Genomic DNA, 21,312 nt, shown 5'->3' with positions numbered 1-21,312 from the left:
CCAATATTGTTATGGTGTAATGAGACGGATGGGATTGCCCATGAGCAACTCTACTGTTTCACTCAGGATCTCACCTTTCTTAATGTGGAATATTTTCATCTTATCTGCAGGAAGCTTAAGCTTGTACATATTTCCTGAAGCGACCCATTTATCAAAATCAGGGTTAAGCTTGTTAAACTTGCTTAGCTCCATCCCAATGTTTTTAACGAGGATCATGGAGTTATACCTGCCGGTAATGTCAGCAGATTCTATCCCTGTTTCGTTCTCAAGAGAGGTTTTAACCGGTTTCTGGTTTTCAATTGAAGCCTGAAGTGCAGCGGTCTCGGAAGCCGTTAAAGTGGTTATTCCACCATTTCCCTCGAAGATGTAATGAGTGCCGATAAATTTTTTAACGTGGTTGCGGGTTTCAAGCGGAAGGTATTTCTGAAGAACCCAAAAGTTTTTGCTGCCACTTTTCTTGATAGCCTGGCCAACCCGGCCACTGCCAGCGTTATAAGCTGCAATAACAAGTAGCCAATCGCCAAAGCGCGTGTACAGCTCCTTCAAAATTTTTGCAGCGGCATGCGTACTCTTTGCATAATTCTTTCTTTCATCAGTACGCTTGCTTACGGTAAGTCCGACCCGTCTTGCTTCAGCCGACATAATCTGCCATGGACCAGCTGCTCCGGCCACGGAAATCAATCCGGCTTTCAGATTAGATTCGATGATGGAAAGGTACTTGAGCTCCTTAGGGATACCATAAGTACTTAAAATTCCATCATACAAATCAAGATACGGTTTACCCCAGATTTTCAAACGCTCAATGTGCGCGGTATGTGTTTGTATGTATTTCTGAACGAAGGGAGCAGCAAGTGGGTTCAGTTGAGTAACGTAAGGTCTGGATGGATCAAAGATGCTCCCTGAAAACAAACTTTTAAATCCGAGTTTGTCTGTTTCTACAGAATCTTTGGTAGGTTTTTTGTCACCATCTGAGTTGGAAGAGTTGGTTTTGAATGCATTTGCAGCGAAACCAAAACCGAGAAAAAAGGTACTGAGAGCGAGTGTTTTCTTAAGCCGACGCAGCTTAGTAATAATTTTTACATTTTTCATGAAGGTCATTACAAATGTTTAGATTTTACAATAAGGGTTTTAATCGGTAAACAACTTTTATTAGTGGGGGTTTGCAACAAGGACCCTAGCCCCGGGGTTGCACAATTGTACACCGTGTTCTTTCATCGATTAGCTGAAAGGTTTGAAGTGTACCCCAATAAAATCAGTTAGTGTCCGTTTAAAATCAAGATCTGTCGGTTCTTATTAGTCTGTTGTTCCGTGATTTAAGTTCTATCTCCGGCCTGCATTTCCATTAATTGTCTTGAAAGACTGCGCAAAGCTAACTCATTAAAACGAGAAGTCAGCACTTGCAGGCCGAATGGCATGCCCGAAGAGTGCTTAAAAAAAGGTAAAGAAATGGCGGGAATTCCTACAAGATTTGCAAATACAGTATAAATATCGGCCAGGAACATCTCCACGGGATCTGTCGTTCCCTTTGACCCGATTTCGAATGCAGGGGTAGGTACCGTAGGCAAAAACACAAAGTCGTAGTCTTTAAAGATCTCTTCCGTCTTATTTACCAATACCTGGCGTACCTGTTGCGCTTTGGTGAAATAAGCGTCGTAAAATCCTGAGCTTAAAACAAATGTCCCTAACATAATGCGGCGCTTGACCTCATGGCCAAACCCTTCACTTCTGCTGTTTTTGTAAAAGTCGGCCAGACTTAAATCCTTTGAAACTGATCTGTGCCCAAATTTTACACCGTCATAGCGGCTTAAATTACTGCTTGCTTCAGCTGTGGTCAATACATAATAAGTGGGAACGATATAGTCGAGGTACTCAAAGTCAATGGGCTCTATTGAATAACCTTTGTTGATCAGGTCGCCAATATAGGACTTGATTGAGTTTGCAATCTCCGGATCCAGGCTGGGGTGATCAAGCGCTTCTTTGAAATAGGCAATCCGCGCTGTTTGGGGCAAAACGGGTTGCTCGTCTGCTGCAAGAACACGTGTGCTGGCAGTGCTGTCAAAGTCATCAGGGCCACCGATTACTTTGAGGGTTTCAAAAACATCGTTAACATTCAAACCAAAAATCCCAATTTGATCGAAAGACGACGCATAGGCAATAAGCCCATACCGGGAGATTACACCGTAAGTAGGTTTGAGTCCTATGATCCCGCAAAAATCAGCAGGTTGCCTTACTGATCCGCCAGTATCACTGCCTAGGCTAATCATACACATGCCCGCCTGTACCGCCACTGCTGAGCCCCCGGATGAACCACCAGGCACACAATTTTCGTTCGCTGCATTTCTTACCACCCCATAGGCAGAGTTTTCATTGCTGCTACCCATAGCAAATTCGTCGCAGTTCTGGCGGCCTAAGATAATTGCACCTGCTTCTAGAAGGCGTTGGGTGGCAGTTGCAGAATAAACGGCTGTAAAGTCTTCCAGGATTCTTGAAGCGGCAGATACCCGGTGTCCGCTAAAGCAGATTACATCTTTGAGGCCCACGACAACACCGTGTAACTTACCCATTGGCTCACCTAAGGCCCTGGAACGATCAAGATGTTCAGCACTTTGCATTGCTTCGGCCTCATATACCTCTAACCATGCATTCAGGTGCTTTTTTTCGTTACATAACCCTATATAATGCTGAACGGCCTCCACGCAGGTGGTTAGGCCGTTCAATAGAGAAATATGATAACTTTCAATGGATTGGAAAGTAAACAAATAGCTCAGATTTAGGTTGAAGAAGATTTAAGGCTGGGTAGGCTGAGTAGTATGAGTAGCCTTCTTGACCTCTGTCTCGTTCATTCCTTCCTCAATTTCCTTTTTAACGTTGGTTTTAGCATCGTTGAATTCCCGGATGCCACGACCCAGGCCACGCATGAATTCTGGAATTTTACGTCCTCCGAAAAGAATTAATACTGCAAGCACGATCAGTATCCATTCGCTACCGCCGGGCATACCGATAAATAAATTCGTAAACATTTGTGTGGATTTAGATAACAAAAATAGGTTTATTAAGTGGTTCAACCACCTATATGAGTGATTGTTCGGTATAGGAAAGGTATAGAATTTAAGCGTTTTCACATATCCTTTAACATAACCCGACAGCAAGCCGGTGACAGCCTGCTGATATCATATACGACAAACATTAATGCAGAGATGTGGATTGCTTCCGGAATCAGCACATCAAGGCAAGGTCCTCCGATATCTGCCTCAACCAAACCTCATGTGGATTACACTAAAACGAAAAAGCGGAACCGTGGTTCCGCTTTTCAAAAAACGTATATAAAGATTAATATCTTTTTTCTTTGATCCTTGCACTTTTACCGCTTCTTTCTCTAAGGTAAAACAGTTTGGCCCTGCGCACTTTACCGACTTTATGAACTACAATGGAGTCAATATTTGGTGAGTTCACCGGGAATAACCTCTCTACACCAACGCCATCAGAAATCTTACGTACAGTGAAAGTTGCAGTTGCACCTACACCCTGGCGTTTAATTACATCGCCTTTGAAAGATTGGATCCTCTCTTTGTTTCCTTCAATGATTTTATAGTTCACGGTGATATTATCACCGGCCTTAAATTTGGGAACCTCTTTGTTTGCAGTGAGTTGCTCATGCACGAAAGCTACAGCGTTCATATCAATTATTTTTGCGTTGGCAAAGGTAAGTGGAAAAGTTTAGAAACAGAAACGTAGAAGAATTTATTTCTAAAGTAATCACTCTTTTACAAGATAGTGCGCAGTCTTTCCACCTGAAAAGGAATGGACAACGAGTTTGCCGGGTGCAAAATAGTCGTCCACCGCGGATTTTTGCGCTTTGCTTCCAGAATAGTTTTCCAGGATAAGAATGCCGTATTGTACAATGCGCGGGTACAGGAACTCCAGCGCAGTAATTGTACTCTCGTAGTCGTTAAGATCGATATTGAGTAACACAATTTTGCTTTCGGGATTTTCGATCAGGTATTCGGGAATGGTCTGGCAAACATCCCCGGGTATAAATTCAATCTCATGCTTTACCGCACCCTTCTTCTTCAACAAAATTGAACTGCTTATTCCCTCTATTCCAACGCCCGTAGCGCCTTCATGCTTCTGCGCCTTATTTATTGAAAGTGCTTTTTTCTCAAAGGCGACCATTTTCTGGGTCAGCGCTTCGCCTACTATACTGTTAAGAAGATCAAACCTTGCAAATCCCTCCTGGTGCGTAACCCCGCATTTTACAATGATGCCATCAAGATGTTTGATCCGGCGTATGCCATCAGCATCATCCGGAACTCCCGGTTTACAAACGTCCTGTTTTACAGACGGATGTAAAACGCTTCCAAGTTCAATCGGGTAAGCAACAAAGGACTTCATACTGATTTGTTTGTTTTTGATTTGCAATCTGCGATTTATTTTCTCCTGCCTGGTACTTCGTAAAACAGCCCAATTAATCCATAAACCCTGCTACGTAGATTGATAATCAGGTACAAATGGTTGCATCCCGGTTTGCCACGACACAAAAAAACCACCGATTTCGGTGGTTTTTTTGTGTCGGTATTGTGGATTTGTGATTGGTAGCGTTGTGTTATAACGGAAAGGATTTACCTGGCAATGTTTACAGCCCTTTTTTCCCTGATCACAGTTACTTTAATCTGGCCTGGATAAGTCATTTCAGTTTGTATCTTTTGAGCAATCTCAAAACTCAGTTTATCACTGTCGCCATCGGTCACCTTATCTGCTTCCACAATAACCCGCAATTCGCGACCGGCTTGTATAGCATAGGCTTTTTCAACCCCCTGGTAAGCAAGCGCAAGGGTTTCCAATTCCTTGATCCTTTGCAGGTATTGTTGCATAATCTCCCTGCGTGCACCCGGGCGTGCGCCACTGATCGCATCACAGGCCTGGATGATCGGAGAAATTACATATTGCATTTCCATTTCATCGTGGTGCGCGCCGATTGCATTAACTACAGCCGGGTTTTCTCCGTATTTCTCAGCTAGCTTGGCACCCAATAAAGCATGGCTTAATTCTGTTTCTTCATCGGGAACCTTGCCAATGTCGTGCAGGAGGCCAGCGCGTTTGGCAAGTTTTGGGTTCATACCTAATTCCCCGGCCATTAGCGCGCAAAGATTAGCTACTTCGCGGCTGTGCATGAGGAGGTTCTGACCGTAAGATGACCGGAAACGCATTTTACCAACTATTCTTACCAGTTCTTTGTGCAATCCATGAATGCCCAACTCGATAACGGTACGTTCACCGATTTCCATGATCTGATCTTCGAGCTGTTTGCGTGTTTTCTCTACTACCTCTTCAATCCTGGCAGGGTGAATTCTTCCATCGGAAACAAGCCGCTGCAAGCTAAGCCGGGCTATTTCGCGACGCAGTGGATCAAATGATGAGAGAATAATGGCTTCGGGAGTGTCATCAACGATAAGGTCAACCCCTGTAGCAGCTTCGATCGCCCTGATGTTCCTTCCTTCGCGGCCGATAATCTGTCCTTTGATCTCGTCACTTTCGAGATTGAAAACTGTGATAGCATTTTCAATCGCCTGTTCTGCCGCAGTTCGCTGAATCGTTTGGATGATAATCTTACGCGCTTCCTTGTTTGCTTTTTGCTTTGCATCATCAATGATCTCCTGCTGCAATCCCAGGGCACGGGCATGTGCATCCTGCTTCAGGCTTTCAACCAACTGCGCCTTTGCCTCATCAGCGGTAAGACCTGCAATTTTCTCCAGCCGGCGAATATGTTCTTCCTGGTGTTTCTCCAGTTCGGTTCTCTTAAGGTTAACAACCTCGATTTGACGGTTTAAAGTCTCCTTGAATGTCTCGTTTTCTTTTATTTGTTTGTCAAGATTAGCTTCCTTTTGATTAATTGTAACCTCTTTTTGCTTAAGCCGGTTTTCCTGGTCACCAATCTTACGGTTTTTTTCAAGTACTTCTTTGTCGTGTTCAGCCTTTAGCTGGACAAACTTTTCTTTTGCTTCCAGCAGCTTCTCCTTTTTAAGGGTTTCTGCCTGCTGCTGAGCATCATTCATAAGCTTCTGTGCCTGTTGCTCAGCTTCCTCCACCTGCTTCCTGGTGTCTTTAGCAAAAATCATTTTTCCGGCTGCAATGCCAACGGCCACTCCTACGATACCGATGATAATGGATATTACTATGGGATCCATGTTTTGTTTTTTTGTTTAGGGTTCAAGATCATATTTCCTTCTCACTAAAACTTTCGTGTTTTTGTAAGCGCAAGGTTGCGAAGATAATTATAAAGATGATAAAACGAGGTTGCTGCTAAAAAGCACAAAACGTGTTTGATAGGCTCTTTTTAGCGGTCAATTTCAACCCTGGTTGTAGTACCGGAATGGGACAATTTTTCCAGCGCAGGGAAAAATCAGGCTTACTTGTGCCGGGTGCAAAATACGCGGGTAAAGTTTCTTAAACAGCATGAAAGTCAACAGCGGCAAGCCTTTCATGGCATCAAACTTACCGGGAAACTTTAGACAAATTATTCCGGCATATTATTCCTGATAGTGGCTCAAACCTAAACATCCAAATTCTGAAAACCATTTTATGAAAAGACTATCAACGCTCGTGATTGTTTTGCTTTGCTTATGTGCCTGTACCAGGCAACAGGTTTGGCCTTCTCAACCCGTATTACAGGTGCAACAGGAAACGGATCGGCGCTTTCAATTGAGCTCGTTTACAGCAGAACGTAGGGGTACCGACTTCCAGCTAACCTTTACAACAATCTGGGAGAAGGATATCGTTGAGCTCGAAGTTTTGCGCGGAACTACCCTGAAACAGTTCTGCACAATTAACAGCATTGTGCCAAAAGGTAACTCCTCTGCTCCCCAGGTTTATCAACTGCTTGACACAGTAAATGCCGGTGCAAGCGTTTATTATATGCTCAAGTACAAAACAGCAGACGGTACCTGGGGTTATAGTGCGCCCATCAAATCCGGTGAATAAATAAGCTTAGCTCCCTTTGTACTTACAGGCTGCTGCTTTCCGAACCAGCTAGCGCCTTATCGAGCAATTGATTTAGTTTATCGATTTTCTGCCTGGTTTGATCGCTGATTACCTGGTTGTTTGTTGGCTTTTGTTGTTCAGTGGCGTACCAAAGCAAGACCATTGAAACATAGTCCTGCATGTCTTTACCTGCAAACTCTGTTTTGTATTCAATAATTTTTTCGTTTATCGTTTTTATGGTTCTCCGAACAACCTCTTCATCCGAAGGGGCAATTTTCAAACGATAATTTCTATCGGCAAGTACAATATTTACCGGGATCAGCTCTTGAGACATGAGGGCATCAGGCATTTAAAAGTGAGAGGCAGTTTTCAATCTCTTTGATATAGAGGGAAATTCGTTTTTCAAGATCTTTCTTCACGTCCTCGTTTAGCGAAGTAGTATTTAATTTAAGCGCGTCTATTTTGTGTTGTAACTGGTTGACTTGTTCGGTTGCTGCCTGCAATTGCTGCGACAATCCTTCTTTTTCGCGTTGCAGTTTTATATTCTCTTTTGACAATGCCGCCTGCTTTTTGAGCAGCACCTGTACTTTGTCGTTGAGATTTTGTATTTGGTCATCCAGCAAAGTCATTCTTTAAAGATAGAATACAAAAGGTTATGGTTTGAATTATACGTGTTCCATTACGACTTCCTTACTTCGGCACCAAGGCTTTTTTCAAGTGCCCCCGTTAGCCGGCTCATCATCGACTCGACTTCTTTGTCGGTAAGCGTTTTCTCGTTGTCGAGGAAGGTAAAGTTAAGTGCCATCGATTTTTTGCCTGCACCAAGTTTAGCGCCTTCGAATATGTCGAAAAGGTTGATCGATTTCAACTTTTGGATATTCAATTTCGCAATCACTTCTTCTATCACTGCGTATTGTGTTGATTTTTCAACTACAATCGCAAGATCCCGCTGCACCACAGGAAATTTTGCCGTTTCCTGGTAGGTGATACGTGTGCCTGACGCAGCAACCAAGCCAAGCCAGTTAAAATCAATCACGAAGACGGGTTGTTTCAGGTCGAATTGTTGCAACTGCTTTGCTGTTACCTGTATTAAGTTGCCGATTTCAACCCCATCTGCTGTGATCGTCAATTTCAAATTTCCGGGTTCACCCACTGAATTCGTGAACACGATATTTGACAAACTGCATAATTCAGCAATTGATCCAGCTACAGCCTTTGCCCGAAACAGGTCATTATGGTGTATCTGCCCTTTCCAGTTCTGAGAAAGGGCACCCGTTGAATATAGTGTAAGGTGTTCCTGCTCTGAATACTTACCCAACCCTGAAGTCTGATATGTTTTTCCAAATTCAAATAACTGGAGGTGGCTGCTCCGGCGGTTAGTATTATACACAATTGCCTCCAGGCCTGTTTCAATCATCGACGGGCGTAGAACATCCAGTTCAACACTCAGGCTATTGATCATTTTTACCGCGCTGCCTAGTTGCTCCTCGCTGAAGTAGCTACTGTTTGTAATCGAATTGGTAACGATTTCGTTGAATCCCTGACCTACGAGAAAGCCGCTCACTTTTTCGCGTAGCGCTTCTTTAGCCGCGTTTTCGTCAACGGAAGGGCGTATGGTAATTGCGCCGCTCAGTTCAACATTATCGAGTCCGTCAATGCGCAGCACCTCTTCCACGATATCCGCTGGCAGACTGATGTCGGGTTTACTGTAAGGAACCGCAACATCCAGCGACTCCGGAGTCTCAGTCAATATTTCAAAGCCCAGTGCTGACAAAATCTTTTTTGTAGCTTCTGGTGAGTAGTATTTACCGCTAAGTTTTTTTAAGTAGTCAAACTTTATGTTGACCTGCTGCTTTGGCTTAGGGTCAGGATAAACATCAACAATCGGAGAAGAAATTTCGCCTCCCGCAACTTCTTTCACCAGGAAGGCCGTGCGCTTCAGCACATTAACGGTATTTGAAATGTCAACACCTTTTTCAAAGCGCGAAGCTGCATCTGTTCTTAAGCCGAATCTTACGGAGGTTCGCCTGATCGTAACCGGGTTGAACCAGGCGCTTTCCAGGAATATAGATGTCGTGCTTTCCTTTACACCGCTCTGCATACCACCAAAAACACCCGCAATACACATCCCTTCGGCAGGGTTGCAAATCATCAGGTCGTCGTTTGCAAGTTTTCGCTCTTTTCCGTCAAGGGTAATAAAGGGAGTGCCGGCAGGAAGATCCTTTACAATCACTTTTTGCTCAAGAATTGCATCGGCATCAAACGCGTGTATCGGCTGACCAGTTTCGTGAAGGATGAAATTGGTAACATCCACAACATTATTAATTGGTCGCAGGCCAATTGATTGCAGGCGGTTCTTTAGCCAAAGCGGGCTATCCCCGACTTTGATATTACGGATACTCACCCCTGCATACCGCTGACAAGCTACCGTGTTATCGATGTTTACCGAAATAGGCAGGCTATTATTATCCGCTTCGAAGCGGGTAGGATATGGACTGGTGGCGCGGATCTCCTTATCCTGGTGATACGACAGGTAAGCACAAACATCTTTAGCAACGCCGAAGTGGCTCATTGCATCCATCCGGTTTGGCGTCAGCCCGATTTCGTAAATGATATCGGTATAAGGTTGAAAGTAAGCTGACACAGAACTGCCAACCGCTAAATCGGTAGGCAAAACTAAAATACCGTCGTGATTTGTGCCAAGCCCGGTCTCGTCTTCGGCGCAAATCATACCCTGGCTTTCAACCCCACGGATTTTAGCTGTTTTCATAGTCAAAGGCTCACCATTGGTCGGGTAAATGGTTACACCTACCGGGGCAACAATCACCTTTTGACCCGCCGCAACATTTGATGCGCCACATACAATCTGTAAGGGTGCACCATTTCCCGTATCAACCGTTGTAATTTTTAGCTTGTCTGCGTTTGGATGCTGATCACAGGTTAACACCTCACCCACGATCAACCCTTTCAGCCCGCCTGGGATACTTTCAAACGACTCCATGCTCTCTACTTCCAAACCAACGGCGGTAAGTATACCAGACAATTCTTCAGGTGCAGGTATCCCGGGAATATATTCACTGAGCCAGTTATAACTTATCGTCATGGGTCATTTTTGTCGAGTTGCAAATATAATTGATGGTGTATGAATGATCCCGGAAAATGAGCAGCGGGGTTTGTATCGTCGCGCAATATGTAAACTGCAAATACGTACTAATGTCCGCCAAACATTCATCGGCTGGACCCCGCCGGGTAGGTTATCCTGCACACGAGGGTAAGGCAATGGGCGATAAGAAACGGCGAAACGAACTACGGTTTGAACCAACCGGGGTAAATGTGGTGCAACTATCATGTAGAAAAGTCGCGGATAGATGTTTTTTCTACATCTTTAAACACCTTGCTGAATAGCGGTTTGCCGTAAAAGTGAGTGACACAACGATGTTGAGCACCGTAAAAATGCTCGTGCCATACTTAGTAAAAATACGATCTGTGGGGAAAGATTTCTACGATGGCAGTTATTCGAATTTGTATACCGAACCAACATTTTGACATAAAATCTTTGTGCACAATACGTGTGCATTTTAACAGCCGAATGGATGAAAACTTTTTTAAATTGTGGAGAACCCTTTAAAAATTCTTATTAATCAAAGTTTTAAGGCGGCAACATGTGCACATCTCTGTGGATTACTATTGGATAATTATTGGACTATCAAAATTTTTTTCCTGAAAAAATTGACACCTATATTCGCCCTCCCACCAAGGTTTGGTAGTGCGTTGATGGAAAGAAATAACAATTTCGTAATGATTTGTTCAAAGTGGGTGGGCGGCCAGTTTCCTGAATTTACTAACCATACTGATCTTCATAAAGAATGGATTTAACGAACCTAAACAAGGATAGAAAGAACAGGCGGAAGCCTTCCCTGGACCTTAGCACCATGGTCTACGGAAAAATTCCACCGCAGGCAAAAGAGTTGGAAGAAGCAGTTTTGGGTGCGATCATGCTGGAGAAGAGTGCTTTTGATAATGTCGTGGAAATATTGAAGCCTGAGTGCTTTTATGTTGATGCACACCAGCGAATTTTCAAATCCTTTCAATCACTCGCACAAAAGAGTCTTCCGATTGACATTTTGACGGTGGTGGAAGAACTGAAGATGAAGGAAGAGCTTGATATGGTTGGTGGGCCTTACGGTATCACCAAACTTACCAACTCGGTAGTTTCCACTGCAAACATTGAAGCGCACGCGCGGATCATTCTTCAAAAGTTTATTCAACGCGAACTGATACGCATCAGCGGTGAAATTATTGGTGACGCGTACGAAGACAGTACCGACGTGTTTGACTTGCTGGACGAGAGTGAAAGCAAGATGTTCAATATCACGAACAACTACCTCAAGAAGAATTTCGATGATATCGGGACCGTTCTCGTTAAAACAATTAGCCGGATCGAGGATCTCCGTAACAAGCAGGAAGACATCTCCGGTGTTCCTACAGGCTTTCCGTCGCTGGATAAGGTTACCTACGGTTGGCAACCTACTGACCTGATCATTCTTGCCGCAAGACCGTCGGTAGGTAAAACCGCCTTCGCGTTGAACCTGGCGAGAAGCGCTGCACTTAATACAATCAAGCCGATGGGGGTGGCGTTCTTTTCACTGGAGATGAGCGCCTCGCAGCTGGTTCAACGTATTCTCAGTGCGGAAAGCGGGATCATGCTTGAAAAGATCAGCCGGGGTAAGCTGGAAGATTATGAGATGCAGCAGTTGTACACCAAGGGCATAAACAAGTTGAGCAGTGCACCCATTTTTATCGACGACACGGCAGCGCTAAACATTTTTGAATTTCGGGCAAAAGCAAGAAGGCTGGTAAACAAACACCAGGTTGGACTGATCATCATAGACTATTTACAGCTCATGAGCGGTAGTGGCGACCGGCAGAGCAATCGTGAGCAGGAGATTAGCCGTATTTCAAGAGATCTTAAGGGGCTTGCAAAAGAGCTGCAGGTGCCTATAATCGCACTCAGCCAGTTGAGCCGGGCAGTGGAGACCCGTAAAGAAAGCAAGATGCCGCAGTTGAGTGACCTTCGGGAGTCAGGTGCAATTGAACAGGATGCTGATATGGTAATGTTTCTCTACCGTCCTGAATATTACGAAATCAACACGAACGAAATGGGTGAGAGCAACCGCGGTGAAACCCATGTCAGAATAGCGAAACACCGTAACGGTAGCTTAGAAACCATAAAGCTTCGTGCACTGCTGCACATTCAGAAGTTTGTTGAGGAAGAAGGTGAAGACCCGGCTGGTGGTTATGCTCCTGCAGGTGGGGGTAACTGGAAGCCGGTTGCACCGGATGCAGCCGGGGGAAATGATGGCGCCAAGTTGTTTATTCAAAAGGGTAGCAAGATGAACTCCGGTGAATTCGACGAGGGCTTCGACGAACCACCACCATTTTAGGCAGGGTTTGCTCCTTTACCTATTACCATTTGTTGAACTTAAAGCAGTGGTCGCGCTATAGTCCCCTTCTTTTCTACCTTTGGGTATGCCGTTACCATTATTCTACAGCAAAGCGCCCGTACAGGCTGAATTCATTACCCTTGACGAAGACACTTCCCGTCATGTAGTGCAGGTACTTAGAATGAAGACCGGAGAGCAACTGGAACTAACAGACGGCCTGGGTGCCTCGGCCATTACGTCGATTGTAGAAGATCACAAGCGGAATTGCAGCGTGAGAGTAGTAGAAAGGGCTTTTCATCCAAAATCGCCGCGCAATATCTCTATTGCGATTTCTCTGCTGAAAAACAGCACACGGTTCGAATGGTTTCTCGAAAAAGCAACCGAGATCGGCGTTAGCGATATCGTTCCCATGTTGTGCGACCGCACAGAAAAACAACACTTCAGGCTTGAAAGAATGCAAACCATCGTGGTTAGCGCCATGCTTCAGAGCAGGCAATACTGGCTGCCACGGCTAAATGAAATTACCCCGTTCAGGCAGGTGGTGGCAGCCGCCAAATACCCGGTTCGCCTGATCGCCCACTGCGAAAATGAAACCCGCAAACACATTGGTGAATTCCCAACGGATGCCTGCCAGGTACTTATCGGTCCGGAGGGCGATTTTCGCCGTTCGGAAATTGAACTCGCGCGCCAGCATGGGTATGAGCCTTGTGTGCTGGGCGATACACGACTACGATCCGAAACTGCGGGCATTGTAGCAGCAACCATACTTTGTATTTGTTAAGTATAAAGCCTCCAGAAGGCGCCAAGGTGCTATTGCTGTATAACACGTAGCATCCGGTGTAAGCCCACCTCACGGGAAATTACACACGATAAACAGGATGCACCTGCTCATTTGCCCATGACTTAAAAGTTTCGAAATCGCCTGGTTGAAAAAAAGATTGGTGATACATCGAAAAGGATCCATTTTGTTGGTAAAGCAATACAACGGAATTGCTTATTAAAGCTTCTGTGAAGTCGCTCCACGAAGTATTCAGGGTTTCTGTTGAGGTAATACTTTTAAGGTTTTCCGCATCTATTTCCATATCGAAGCTGGAGTTTACGCCCAGTGCGGCATTAACAATTTTGCCTGACGTGAGCATTCGTTTTCGCATATAGATATAGTACCCCGCAGAGAGGGCCAGGTACAATAACCCGATGTAAAAGTTTTGTTCTATTTGCCCGAGGTGAAAAGAGGGATAAATGAGGTATACTGCTAACGCAAGCAATACCATGGGTATCCAAACCAACTTTTTTAATTGTCGTCGCCCGAGCGGGTGGTTACGATAATGTAGGGCCAAACATTCGTTGATGATTTTTGGCTCGAGGTTTACTTTTATATGCATGCTATCGGGCTAAGTATTCGCAAATATTTTTAACTATAACCGGTCCCTCGTAAATAAAGCCGGTCCAAACCTGCACCAGTGATGCACCTGCGTTGAGCTTTTCTTTTGCGTCGGCACCCGTAAAAATGCCCCCGCTTGAAATTACCGGAACACTGCCAGCTGTTTGCTGGTGAATGTATCGGAGCATCCCAGTTGATTTTTCTTTTAGCGGTCGGCCACTGAGCCCGCCGGCACCTATTTGCTGCACCAGGGTTTCCGACGAAAGCAGGTTATCACGACTGATAGTAGTGTTTGTTGCCACCAGGCCACTAAGCTTTACCGTTTTTGCAATTTCTATAATGTCGTCCACTTGTTCGCGGCTGAGGTCAGGAGCGATCTTGAGGAGGAGTGGCTTTGGTTTTAGTTTTGCCTGGTTAAGCAATTGCAGGTGCGACAGGATTTTAATCAGTGCTCCCTTTTCCTGTAGTTCTCTTAATCCCGGCGTATTGGGTGAGCTCACGTTGATGACAAAGTAGTCGACACAATCGAATAACTCATTAAAACAAATCTCGTAGTCGCGCCAGGCTTCTTCGTTAGGTGTTGCTTTGTTTTTGCCGATGTTTCCGCCGATAATCAGCCTTCCCGGCGCCTGGTTCCGGGGTTGCGAAAACCAGTTTCGAAGGCGGGCAGACACCTGTTTAACACCATCGTTGTTGAACCCCATGCGGTTTATAATGGCCTCGTCCTTTGGCAACCTGAAAAGTCGTGGTTTTTCATTGCCTTCCTGGGGCTTTGGCGTAACGGTACCCACCTCAACAAAGCCAAATCCAAGCATTTGCAATTCCTTAAGGTATAGGGCATTTTTATCGAAACCTGCGCCAAGTCCTACCGGGTTTGCAAAGTGTAAACCAAACAATTCAGTTTTCAACGTTGGGTTCGACACCCTGAACTGTTTTTCGATCAGGTGCTTAACCGGGGCAAGCCTGCCAGCGGTTCTAAGTGCATTCATCGAAAAGTAGTGCACCCCTTCTGCATCAAACCGGAACAACATATTGCGGAGCAAAGCATACATCATCGCGCGAAGATATTGCCAACCCGATAAATACGGGCTGCAGGTATTTCAGGCACCTTGTAAAAAGGGTTACCCCGCATTGCAGTTGCCAGATTTACTGGACGGTTTCCCCGTTACTTTCGAGTTTGACGTGGCGCCCCCCGGGAGCCTGTTTGCAGCTGAAAACCGAAGCTCCAATCAGATTGGTTGTTTGTGCAACTGTTTATTATTTACGTATATTTGAGTCTGTCAAAATCTGAGTTATCATGCAGGAAGCTTATATCGTTGCCGGCTATCGTACGGCAGTTACAAAGAGCAAAAAAGGCGGGTTTAGGTTTACACGTCCTGACGACCTTGCCGTGGAAGTGATTAAAGGCCTGATTGCTTCGGTGCCGCAACTGGAGGCCGAACGGGTAGATGATGTAATCGTGGGAAATGCTGTTCCGGAAGCAGAACAAGGGTTACAATTTGGACGGATCATTGCTGCCCGAGCCCTTGGTTTCGATGTGCCAGGTATGACGGTTAACCGCTATTGCGCAAGCGGCTTGGAGACCATTTCAATAGCAACAGCTAAAATACGAATGGGCATGGCCGATTGCATTATTGCCGGTGGTACAGAAAGCATGTCCATGGTGCCTACAGCAGGTTGGAAAACAGTGCCTTCATACGCAATCGCCTCCGATGAGCCGGATTACTACCTGAATATGGGGCTTACCGCCGAAGCGGTTGCAAAAGAGTACAACATCAATCGCCAGGACCAGGACGAGTTTAGTTTTAATTCGCACCGAAAGGCGATCAATGCCATTGAGCAGGGCTACTTTAAACCAGGCATATTACCAATACCCGTTGAAGAAGTTTACCTGGACGAAAAGGGTAAGAAGAAAACACGTAATTATATTGTAGACACCGACGAAGGACCAAGAGCCGACACCAGCATGGAAGCTTTGGCAAAACTAAAACCTGCATTTGCAGCAGGTGGTGTGGTTACAGCCGGTAATTCTTCGCAAACCAGCGACGGATGCAGCTTTGTAATGGTGATGGGAGAAAAGATGATGAATGCATTAGGTTTAAAACCCATCGGACGGCTGGTTGCCTGTGTAAGTGCAGGGGTTCATCCGCGTATCATGGGCATCGGCCCGGTTGCTGCCGTACCAAAAGTGCTGAAACAGGCCAATATGGCTCAGGACCAGGTTGATCTGATTGAGCTCAACGAGGCGTTTGCTTCCCAATCACTGGCAGTCATCCGCGCCCTCGATCTGGATCCGGAAAAAGTCAACATCAATGGCGGAGCGATTGCACTTGGGCACCCCCTGGGCTGCACGGGAAGCAAATTAACCGTGCAATTGCTGCACGAAATGAAAAGGCTCAATAAAAAATACGGGATGGTAACCGCTTGTGTGGGTGGTGGCCAGGGCATTGCCGGCATTATCGAAAATCTTTAGGACCATGAATCCGGTAACCCCGCAGCAGCGGGGTTTTTTGTGCCCTGCCGTTTAATGCAGCTAGTAATTAAAGTTTTTGCAACCATGTTTAAATTCCATATTCCTTCCTAATTTTATGCTTCTGCTTCCATATGTTTTTTTTTATGAGCCGGGCTTGAGATTCGTTGATGTTGCCCCTGTTGCGTCGCACTCTTCAACCGTATAACATCGCTGATCTTAGGCCTCTGCTGCTTAAAAAGCTTCGGAATGCAGCGTCACATATTACATTGAGAAAGGATACAATCATAAGATCCATTGCAGCAATTTTCTTGTTGATCGTGTTTGCCTGCGGCATCACGCCAAAGAAAACTATGCACGACCTTGTTGCGTCGCATAAAGACAGTACAATGGAAATTGGTCAGTGTCATGCTGATCACCTTAGCGTTGCTGGTCTTAATTGCAAATGCGATAACCTTGTATCTGAGTCTGTTTACTTATACACCTTAATTGAAGCCTGCGCTCCCTTACCGCAGGTTTTTTCAACCGAAGCATCAATTGCTGATGTAACGTACCCCACCACCTATTACTGGTACAACGAATTAAGAGGCCCGCCTGCCTGCTGCTAAGCTCCCCTTAATTTGTTCTAAAGCACCTGTTTTCTACAGTGGCTTATTTGTACTTCATAAAACCAGTAAAATGAAAAAAGCTTTGCTTTTTGTTTCCGTCTTAATGCTCATTCTCGATTCTTATACCGTTTATTCGCAATCTTCGGGCAACCCGGGGTCTCGCCGTAGCGTACGGGCGAACCTTACAGGAAAAGTTAGCGATGCAAAAACGGGTGAACCACTTCCATCAGCCTCAATCTACTTTCCCGATTTACGTACTGGCAGTACAACGAATGCCGAAGGGGTTTATAACCTTAAAAATATCCCGGCAGGTACCTACCTGATGGAGGTGTCTTACCTGGGGTATGCATCAGTGCTTGAAACCATAAACCTGCAGGGTGATGTAACTAAAGAATTTGCCCTTAATCCATCTTTTGTTGAGGAAAATGCGGTAACCGTTACCGGGGTCTCGGCAGCCACCTCTGTGCGCCGCACCCCCATACCGGTAAGCATCATAAGGAAGGAAGACTTTTTAAGAGGGGCTTCCACCAACCTTGTAGATGCGCTTTCGAAAGCTCCGGGTGTTGCACAGGTTTCAACAGGGCCGGCGATATCCAAGCCGTTTATTCGTGGGTTGGGGTACAACAGGGTGGTAGTAGTAAATGACGGCATCCGGCAAGAAGGACAGCAGTGGGGTGATGAACACGGGATAGAGGTTGATGAATACAACGTTAGCAAAGCTGAGATACTAAAAGGACCTGCCTCCCTGATGTATGGCAGTGATGCACTGGCTGGAGTAGTAAACTTTATTTCGATGGTGCCTGTTGCTGAAGGCACCACCAGGGGTAATTTCTTTACCAATTACCAAACGAATAACCGTCAAAGGGGTTTACATGCCGACATAGCCGGAAATTCAAAAGGCTTCATCTGGGGAGCTTATGGTTCTTACAAGGCTGCAGCAGACTATCGCAATAAATACGATGGTTATGTGTTTAACTCTAAATTCAACGAAAAGAACTTTGGTGGCTATATTGGTGCAAACAAGCACTGGGGTTTTACGCACCTATACTTAACCAGTTTCGATCAGCACGTAGGTTTAGTTGAAGGGGACCGGGACAGTGCTACCGGAAAGTTTTTGAAGTTGGTGGAGGAAAACGGTGCTGAAGAAACGCAGATTGCTAGTGGTAATGACTTTACCAGCACTGATCCGTTTGTGCCAAACCAACGGGTGAAGCATTTCAAACTGGTATCGGAGAACAGCTTCAACCTCGGCGCGGACCGGGTTACTGCTACAATCGGGTTTCAGCGAAACCAGCGCCAGGAGTTTGGAAACGTACTTGATCCAGGTGAAAAGGAGCTTTATTTTGACCTCAGGACCATTAACTATAATTTCCAATACCACTTCGGTGAAAGAAACAATTGGCGAACTACGGTAGGTGTTAACGGCATGCAGCAGTCGAGCAGGAACAAAGGTGAAGAAACGCTGATACCCGAATACGATCTTTTTGATGTGGGGCTGTTCCTGTTTGAACAAAAGCGGTTCAACCAGCTAACAATCAGCGGTGGCATACGTTACGATAACCGCTCCCTTAACTCGAAAGCTTTCAACGATGGTGGAGTTGATAAATTCAATGCTTTCACCAAGAACTTCTCCAATGTATCAGGGAGTGCCGGTCTGAGCTATGAGGCAAGTAAGCACGTTACTTTAAAGTTCAACCTGGCAAGGGGTTTCAGGGCGCCAAGTATTCCTGAGCTGGCCAGTAATGGGGCACATGAAGGAACAAACCGGTATGAATACGGCGAACAGGACCTTAAATCGGAAAGAAGCTTCCAGGTTGACGGTGGATTGGACATAAATTCTGAACACGTATCTCTTTCGGCAAGTATCTTTTATAATAACGTCCGGAATTTTATTTACTACCGAAAACTGGTTGCGCGTAACGGACAGGACTCTATCTTAAACGACGGAAGCGACCAGTTGATGGCGTTCCGGTTCGATCAGCATAATGCTGCCCTTTATGGTGCTGAACTCAACCTCGACATACATCCTCACCCGCTGGACTGGCTTCATATCGAAAACTCCTTTTCTTATGTTCGGGGTAAACTCAGCCAAACCCAGGATGGAAGCGATAACCTGCCGTTTATTCCGGCACCAAGATTACTTAACGAAATAAAGGTTGACTTACTTAAGAAAGGCAACTTGTTTAAAAACCTGTATATCGTTGCTGAGCTGGATAATACTTTCAGCCAGAACCATGCATTTACGGGCTACAACACCGAAACAACTACCCCGGGTTACAGTTTATTTAATGCTGGTTTGGGCACACAGGTCGTGCGTAAAGGAAAACCGTTGTTTAACGTTTATATTACTGCAAACAACATTACCGACGTAGCTTATCAAAATCATCTAAGCAGGCTTAAATATGTAGCCGTAAACAATGTAACTGGTCGCCAGGGTGTTTTCAATATGGGTCGCAATGTTAGCTTCAAGTTGAATGTGCCCTTGAACTTCTCCCGCGCGAATTAGCCGTAAGCACGATTAATACACCGGATAGCCATCACTCTTGTGATGGCTATTTTTATTTGTAATTTGCCCGGATGGACATTACCATCAACACACCCGCACTTCTTTTTCCCGCGATAAGCCTGATTATGTTGGCATATACCAACAGGTTTTTGGCACTGGCAAGTCGTGTCAGGGCGCTTCACACGGAATACCAGCAAAGCGATAAGAAACCTACTATACACGGGCAGATCAGGAACCTGAAATACCGGTTACGCCTGATCAAGAATATGCAGGCGCTGGGTGTTACCAGTTTTATATGTTGCATTGTATGTATGTATTGCATTTATCTTGATAAGATGACGGGCGCTCACGCTCTGTTCGGCATCGCCATGTTGTCGTTTACAGCCTCGCTCGTTATGTCGCTGCTCGAAATCCAGCTAAGTACAAAAGCGCTTGAATTAGAGCTGAGCGATATGGAAGACCTTGAGAACCCTTCGCTGGTGAATTATATAAAAAGCAAGTTTTAAACGAGTTAGCACGAATGCGCTTATCTTCCGTTTCGTTTGCCGTGGAGTCGCAAACAAGTAAAGCGTTGATCAATAATGACAGAGAAAAAAACAAAGCTCAACCTTTTCGATTTCACGATGATCGTTGTGAGCCTCGTTATCGGAATGGGGATTTTCAGAACACCGGCGAACGTTGCACATGCCGTTCCTTCACCATTCATGTTCTTTTTTGTCTGGCTCGCCGGCGGACTTGTTGCTTTATGTGGTGCGTTAACCTATGCAGAAATTGGTTCAAGGCTCCCGGTTACAGGAGCTTACTATAAAATCTTTTCTTATTGCTACCATCCTTCTGTTGCATTTGCGGTTAACTGCATCATTCTGGTTTCGAATGCTGCTTCGCTGGCCGGGGTTGCACTAATTGGGGCAGAGTATATCACCAAAGTGATTATGCCTGATGCCCAAAATGTACAAACCATCCAGATCATCATCGCTATCCTATCTATCCTGGTTTTTTATGGAGTAAACCTGCTCGGGCTAAGAATGAGTGCAAAAACCCAAAGTGTACTTACGATCATCAAAATTTCGATGATCCTGTTGCTCATTTTTCCTTTGTTTTTTGTATCGGGCGGCCAGGATCTTGCTCCCGAAATAATACAATCCGACACCACCATCTCAGCCTACCTGAAAGCTTTTGGGATAGGCCTTGTTGCAGTTTCTTTTACGTATGGCGGCTACCAGCAAACCATCAATTTTGGCGGCGATGTCAGTCGTCCCAACCGCAATATTCCGCTTGGTATATTCATCGGCATCTTTGTAATTATTGCTTTATACCTCACCATAAATTACGCTTATGTAAAGGTGATTGGTTTTAATGAGCTGAAAAACGCTAAGGGGATAGCGGCCATCATGGCCTCGCACGTTTTCGGCGATGCAGCCGGTCGAATACTGTCGGTACTCTTGTTTTTGTCGGTACTGGCCTATGTAAACGTGCTGTTGATGAGTAATCCACGGGTGATGTATGCCATGAGCGAAGACCGGGTTTTGCCGAGAGCATTTGGTGAGAAAAACCCGCGTACCAATGTGCTCACAACCTCATTGTCGGTTTTTGCCGTTATCTGCGTGCTGATCGTTTTTTTTGCAAAAGAGTTTGACGAGATCCTAAGCTTTACCATCTTTTTGGATTGTATAGGAATGGCTTTTTCGGCAGCTACCATTTTTATCTTGCGGAAGCGTACCCCGGTGCAGGAAGGGGATCCCGAGATTTATAAGATGAAGCTGTACCCGCTGCTGCCATTGATTTTTATATCGGCGTATATATTTGTTGCAATTAGTATTGCCATAGACTCGCCTAATACGGCGCTTACCGCAACCGGTGTTCTCGCTGTTTTTCTTGTTATTTATTTTGTTACTACCTACCTGACAAAGAAAAAACTCCAATAG

19 protein-coding genes are annotated in these 21,312 nt (G+C 45.3%); 8 read left to right on the top strand and 11 right to left on the bottom strand.

The features are described from left to right. Nucleotides 1–9 precede the first annotated feature (9 nt). From EXU57_RS22425 to rny, 6 genes are all read right to left on the bottom strand, one after another. Complete coding sequence (locus tag EXU57_RS22425; protein WP_165958244.1) at nucleotides 10–1,089, bottom strand: lytic transglycosylase domain-containing protein; 1,080 nt, start codon at nucleotides 1,087–1,089, stop codon at nucleotides 10–12. A gap of 224 nt (nucleotides 1,090–1,313) precedes the next feature. Next, nucleotides 1,314–2,759, bottom strand: coding sequence for an Asp-tRNA(Asn)/Glu-tRNA(Gln) amidotransferase subunit GatA (gene gatA / locus EXU57_RS22420; protein ID WP_133270505.1), 1,446 nt, complete (start codon nucleotides 2,757–2,759; stop codon nucleotides 1,314–1,316). Nucleotides 2,760–2,786: 27 nt separating this feature from the next. Beyond that, on the bottom strand, nucleotides 2,787–3,020 hold the full coding sequence (locus tag EXU57_RS22415; RefSeq protein WP_165958243.1) for a twin-arginine translocase TatA/TatE family subunit: 234 nt from the start codon (nucleotides 3,018–3,020) through the stop codon (nucleotides 2,787–2,789). A 310-nt stretch (nucleotides 3,021–3,330) separates the two neighbouring features. After that, nucleotides 3,331–3,678: a 50S ribosomal protein L19 gene (gene rplS / locus EXU57_RS22410; protein ID WP_133270504.1), complete on the bottom strand. Its 348-nt coding sequence runs from the start codon at nucleotides 3,676–3,678 to the stop codon at nucleotides 3,331–3,333. A gap of 78 nt (nucleotides 3,679–3,756) precedes the next feature. Then, nucleotides 3,757–4,392, bottom strand: coding sequence for a TylF/MycF/NovP-related O-methyltransferase (locus tag EXU57_RS22405; RefSeq protein ID WP_133270503.1), 636 nt, complete (start codon nucleotides 4,390–4,392; stop codon nucleotides 3,757–3,759). A gap of 227 nt (nucleotides 4,393–4,619) precedes the next feature. After that, nucleotides 4,620–6,185 carry a ribonuclease Y gene (gene rny, locus EXU57_RS22400; RefSeq protein WP_133270502.1) on the bottom strand — a complete coding sequence of 522 codons (1,566 nt, stop codon included), beginning with the start codon at nucleotides 6,183–6,185 and terminating at the stop codon, nucleotides 4,620–4,622. Between the two features lie 394 nt (nucleotides 6,186–6,579). On the opposite strand from rny, the gene EXU57_RS22395 reads away from it, so the two are divergent. Further along, nucleotides 6,580–6,978 carry a hypothetical protein gene (locus EXU57_RS22395; RefSeq protein ID WP_133270501.1) on the top strand — a complete coding sequence of 133 codons (399 nt, stop codon included), beginning with the start codon at nucleotides 6,580–6,582 and terminating at the stop codon, nucleotides 6,976–6,978. 22 nt (nucleotides 6,979–7,000) lie between these two features. On the opposite strand, the gene EXU57_RS22390 is transcribed toward EXU57_RS22395, so the two are convergent. Genes EXU57_RS22390 through pheT form a run of 3 tightly spaced genes read right to left on the bottom strand, consistent with a single transcriptional unit; the run spans nucleotide 7,001 to nucleotide 10,081 of the window. Then, nucleotides 7,001–7,312 carry a cell division protein ZapA gene (locus EXU57_RS22390; RefSeq protein WP_133270500.1) on the bottom strand — a complete coding sequence of 104 codons (312 nt, stop codon included), beginning with the start codon at nucleotides 7,310–7,312 and terminating at the stop codon, nucleotides 7,001–7,003. Between the two features lie 7 nt (nucleotides 7,313–7,319). Beyond that, on the bottom strand, nucleotides 7,320–7,607 hold the full coding sequence (locus EXU57_RS22385; RefSeq protein WP_133270499.1) for a hypothetical protein: 288 nt from the start codon (nucleotides 7,605–7,607) through the stop codon (nucleotides 7,320–7,322). A gap of 50 nt (nucleotides 7,608–7,657) precedes the next feature. Beyond that, nucleotides 7,658–10,081, bottom strand: a complete 2,424-nt coding sequence (pheT, locus tag EXU57_RS22380) for a phenylalanine--tRNA ligase subunit beta (RefSeq protein WP_133270498.1) — start codon at nucleotides 10,079–10,081, stop codon at nucleotides 7,658–7,660. Nucleotides 10,082–10,844: 763 nt separating this feature from the next. Between pheT and dnaB the strand changes: the two genes are divergently transcribed. Continuing rightward, nucleotides 10,845–12,422 (top strand): replicative DNA helicase, encoded by a 1,578-nt coding sequence (dnaB, locus tag EXU57_RS22375; RefSeq protein WP_133270497.1) that lies wholly within the window; start codon nucleotides 10,845–10,847, stop codon nucleotides 12,420–12,422. An 85-nt stretch (nucleotides 12,423–12,507) separates the two neighbouring features. Further along, nucleotides 12,508–13,203 (top strand): RsmE family RNA methyltransferase, encoded by a 696-nt coding sequence (locus EXU57_RS22370; RefSeq protein WP_133270496.1) that lies wholly within the window; start codon nucleotides 12,508–12,510, stop codon nucleotides 13,201–13,203. Nucleotides 13,204–13,282: 79 nt separating this feature from the next. Here EXU57_RS22370 and EXU57_RS22365 read toward each other — a convergent pair whose 3' ends face one another. After that, complete coding sequence (locus tag EXU57_RS22365) at nucleotides 13,283–13,804, bottom strand: YcxB family protein (RefSeq protein WP_133270495.1); 522 nt, start codon at nucleotides 13,802–13,804, stop codon at nucleotides 13,283–13,285. A 1-nt stretch (nucleotide 13,805) separates the two neighbouring features. Then, the gene (locus EXU57_RS22360) at nucleotides 13,806–14,855 is read right to left on the bottom strand and encodes a quinone-dependent dihydroorotate dehydrogenase (protein ID WP_133270531.1); all 1,050 of its coding nucleotides are present in this window, start codon (nucleotides 14,853–14,855) and stop codon (nucleotides 13,806–13,808) included. 245 nt (nucleotides 14,856–15,100) lie between these two features. Here EXU57_RS22360 and EXU57_RS22355 point away from each other — a divergent pair, with 245 nt between their 5' ends. The 5 genes from EXU57_RS22355 to EXU57_RS22335 all read left to right on the top strand — a co-directional run bounded on the left by EXU57_RS22355 (nucleotide 15,101) and on the right by EXU57_RS22335 (nucleotide 21,312). After that, complete coding sequence (locus EXU57_RS22355; protein ID WP_133270494.1) at nucleotides 15,101–16,276, top strand: acetyl-CoA C-acyltransferase; 1,176 nt, start codon at nucleotides 15,101–15,103, stop codon at nucleotides 16,274–16,276. A 266-nt stretch (nucleotides 16,277–16,542) separates the two neighbouring features. After that, nucleotides 16,543–16,881, top strand: coding sequence for a hypothetical protein (locus EXU57_RS22350; RefSeq protein ID WP_133270493.1), 339 nt, complete (start codon nucleotides 16,543–16,545; stop codon nucleotides 16,879–16,881). A gap of 70 nt (nucleotides 16,882–16,951) precedes the next feature. Further along, nucleotides 16,952–19,387 carry a TonB-dependent receptor gene (locus tag EXU57_RS22345; RefSeq protein ID WP_133270492.1) on the top strand — a complete coding sequence of 812 codons (2,436 nt, stop codon included), beginning with the start codon at nucleotides 16,952–16,954 and terminating at the stop codon, nucleotides 19,385–19,387. Nucleotides 19,388–19,458: 71 nt separating this feature from the next. Further along, nucleotides 19,459–19,893, top strand: coding sequence for a DUF2721 domain-containing protein (locus EXU57_RS22340; protein ID WP_133270491.1), 435 nt, complete (start codon nucleotides 19,459–19,461; stop codon nucleotides 19,891–19,893). A 75-nt stretch (nucleotides 19,894–19,968) separates the two neighbouring features. After that, nucleotides 19,969–21,312, top strand: a complete 1,344-nt coding sequence (locus tag EXU57_RS22335; protein WP_133270490.1) for an APC family permease — start codon at nucleotides 19,969–19,971, stop codon at nucleotides 21,310–21,312.

The organism is Segetibacter sp. 3557_3 (assembly GCF_004354985.1).
Lineage (GTDB): Bacteria > Bacteroidota > Bacteroidia > Chitinophagales > Chitinophagaceae > Segetibacter.
The sequence above is the reverse complement of the archived record's forward strand: the minus strand, read 5'-3'. Positions and strand labels throughout refer to the sequence as shown.

Excerpts from the sequence above, each read along its gene's own strand:
- EXU57_RS22425 (WP_165958244.1), bottom strand. The coding sequence starts at position 1,089 with ATGAAAAATGTAAAAATTATTACTAAGCTGCGTCGGCTTAAGAAAACA.
- EXU57_RS22415 (WP_165958243.1), bottom strand. The coding sequence starts at position 3,020 with ATGTTTACGAATTTATTTATCGGTATGCCCGGCGGTAGCGAATGGATA.
- rplS (WP_133270504.1), bottom strand. The coding sequence starts at position 3,678 with ATGAACGCTGTAGCTTTCGTGCATGAGCAACTCACTGCAAACAAAGAG.
- EXU57_RS22405 (WP_133270503.1), bottom strand. The coding sequence starts at position 4,392 with ATGAAGTCCTTTGTTGCTTACCCGATTGAACTTGGAAGCGTTTTACAT.
- rny (WP_133270502.1), bottom strand. The coding sequence starts at position 6,185 with ATGGATCCCATAGTAATATCCATTATCATCGGTATCGTAGGAGTGGCC.
- EXU57_RS22395 (WP_133270501.1), top strand. The coding sequence starts at position 6,580 with ATGAAAAGACTATCAACGCTCGTGATTGTTTTGCTTTGCTTATGTGCC.
- EXU57_RS22390 (WP_133270500.1), bottom strand. The coding sequence starts at position 7,312 with ATGTCTCAAGAGCTGATCCCGGTAAATATTGTACTTGCCGATAGAAAT.
- EXU57_RS22385 (WP_133270499.1), bottom strand. The coding sequence starts at position 7,607 with ATGACTTTGCTGGATGACCAAATACAAAATCTCAACGACAAAGTACAG.
- pheT (WP_133270498.1), bottom strand. The coding sequence starts at position 10,081 with ATGACGATAAGTTATAACTGGCTCAGTGAATATATTCCCGGGATACCT.
- dnaB (WP_133270497.1), top strand. The coding sequence starts at position 10,845 with ATGGATTTAACGAACCTAAACAAGGATAGAAAGAACAGGCGGAAGCCT.
- EXU57_RS22370 (WP_133270496.1), top strand. The coding sequence starts at position 12,508 with ATGCCGTTACCATTATTCTACAGCAAAGCGCCCGTACAGGCTGAATTC.
- EXU57_RS22365 (WP_133270495.1), bottom strand. The coding sequence starts at position 13,804 with ATGCATATAAAAGTAAACCTCGAGCCAAAAATCATCAACGAATGTTTG.
- EXU57_RS22360 (WP_133270531.1), bottom strand. The coding sequence starts at position 14,855 with ATGTATGCTTTGCTCCGCAATATGTTGTTCCGGTTTGATGCAGAAGGG.
- EXU57_RS22355 (WP_133270494.1), top strand. The coding sequence starts at position 15,101 with ATGCAGGAAGCTTATATCGTTGCCGGCTATCGTACGGCAGTTACAAAG.
- EXU57_RS22345 (WP_133270492.1), top strand. The coding sequence starts at position 16,952 with ATGAAAAAAGCTTTGCTTTTTGTTTCCGTCTTAATGCTCATTCTCGAT.
- EXU57_RS22340 (WP_133270491.1), top strand. The coding sequence starts at position 19,459 with ATGGACATTACCATCAACACACCCGCACTTCTTTTTCCCGCGATAAGC.
- EXU57_RS22335 (WP_133270490.1), top strand. The coding sequence starts at position 19,969 with ATGACAGAGAAAAAAACAAAGCTCAACCTTTTCGATTTCACGATGATC.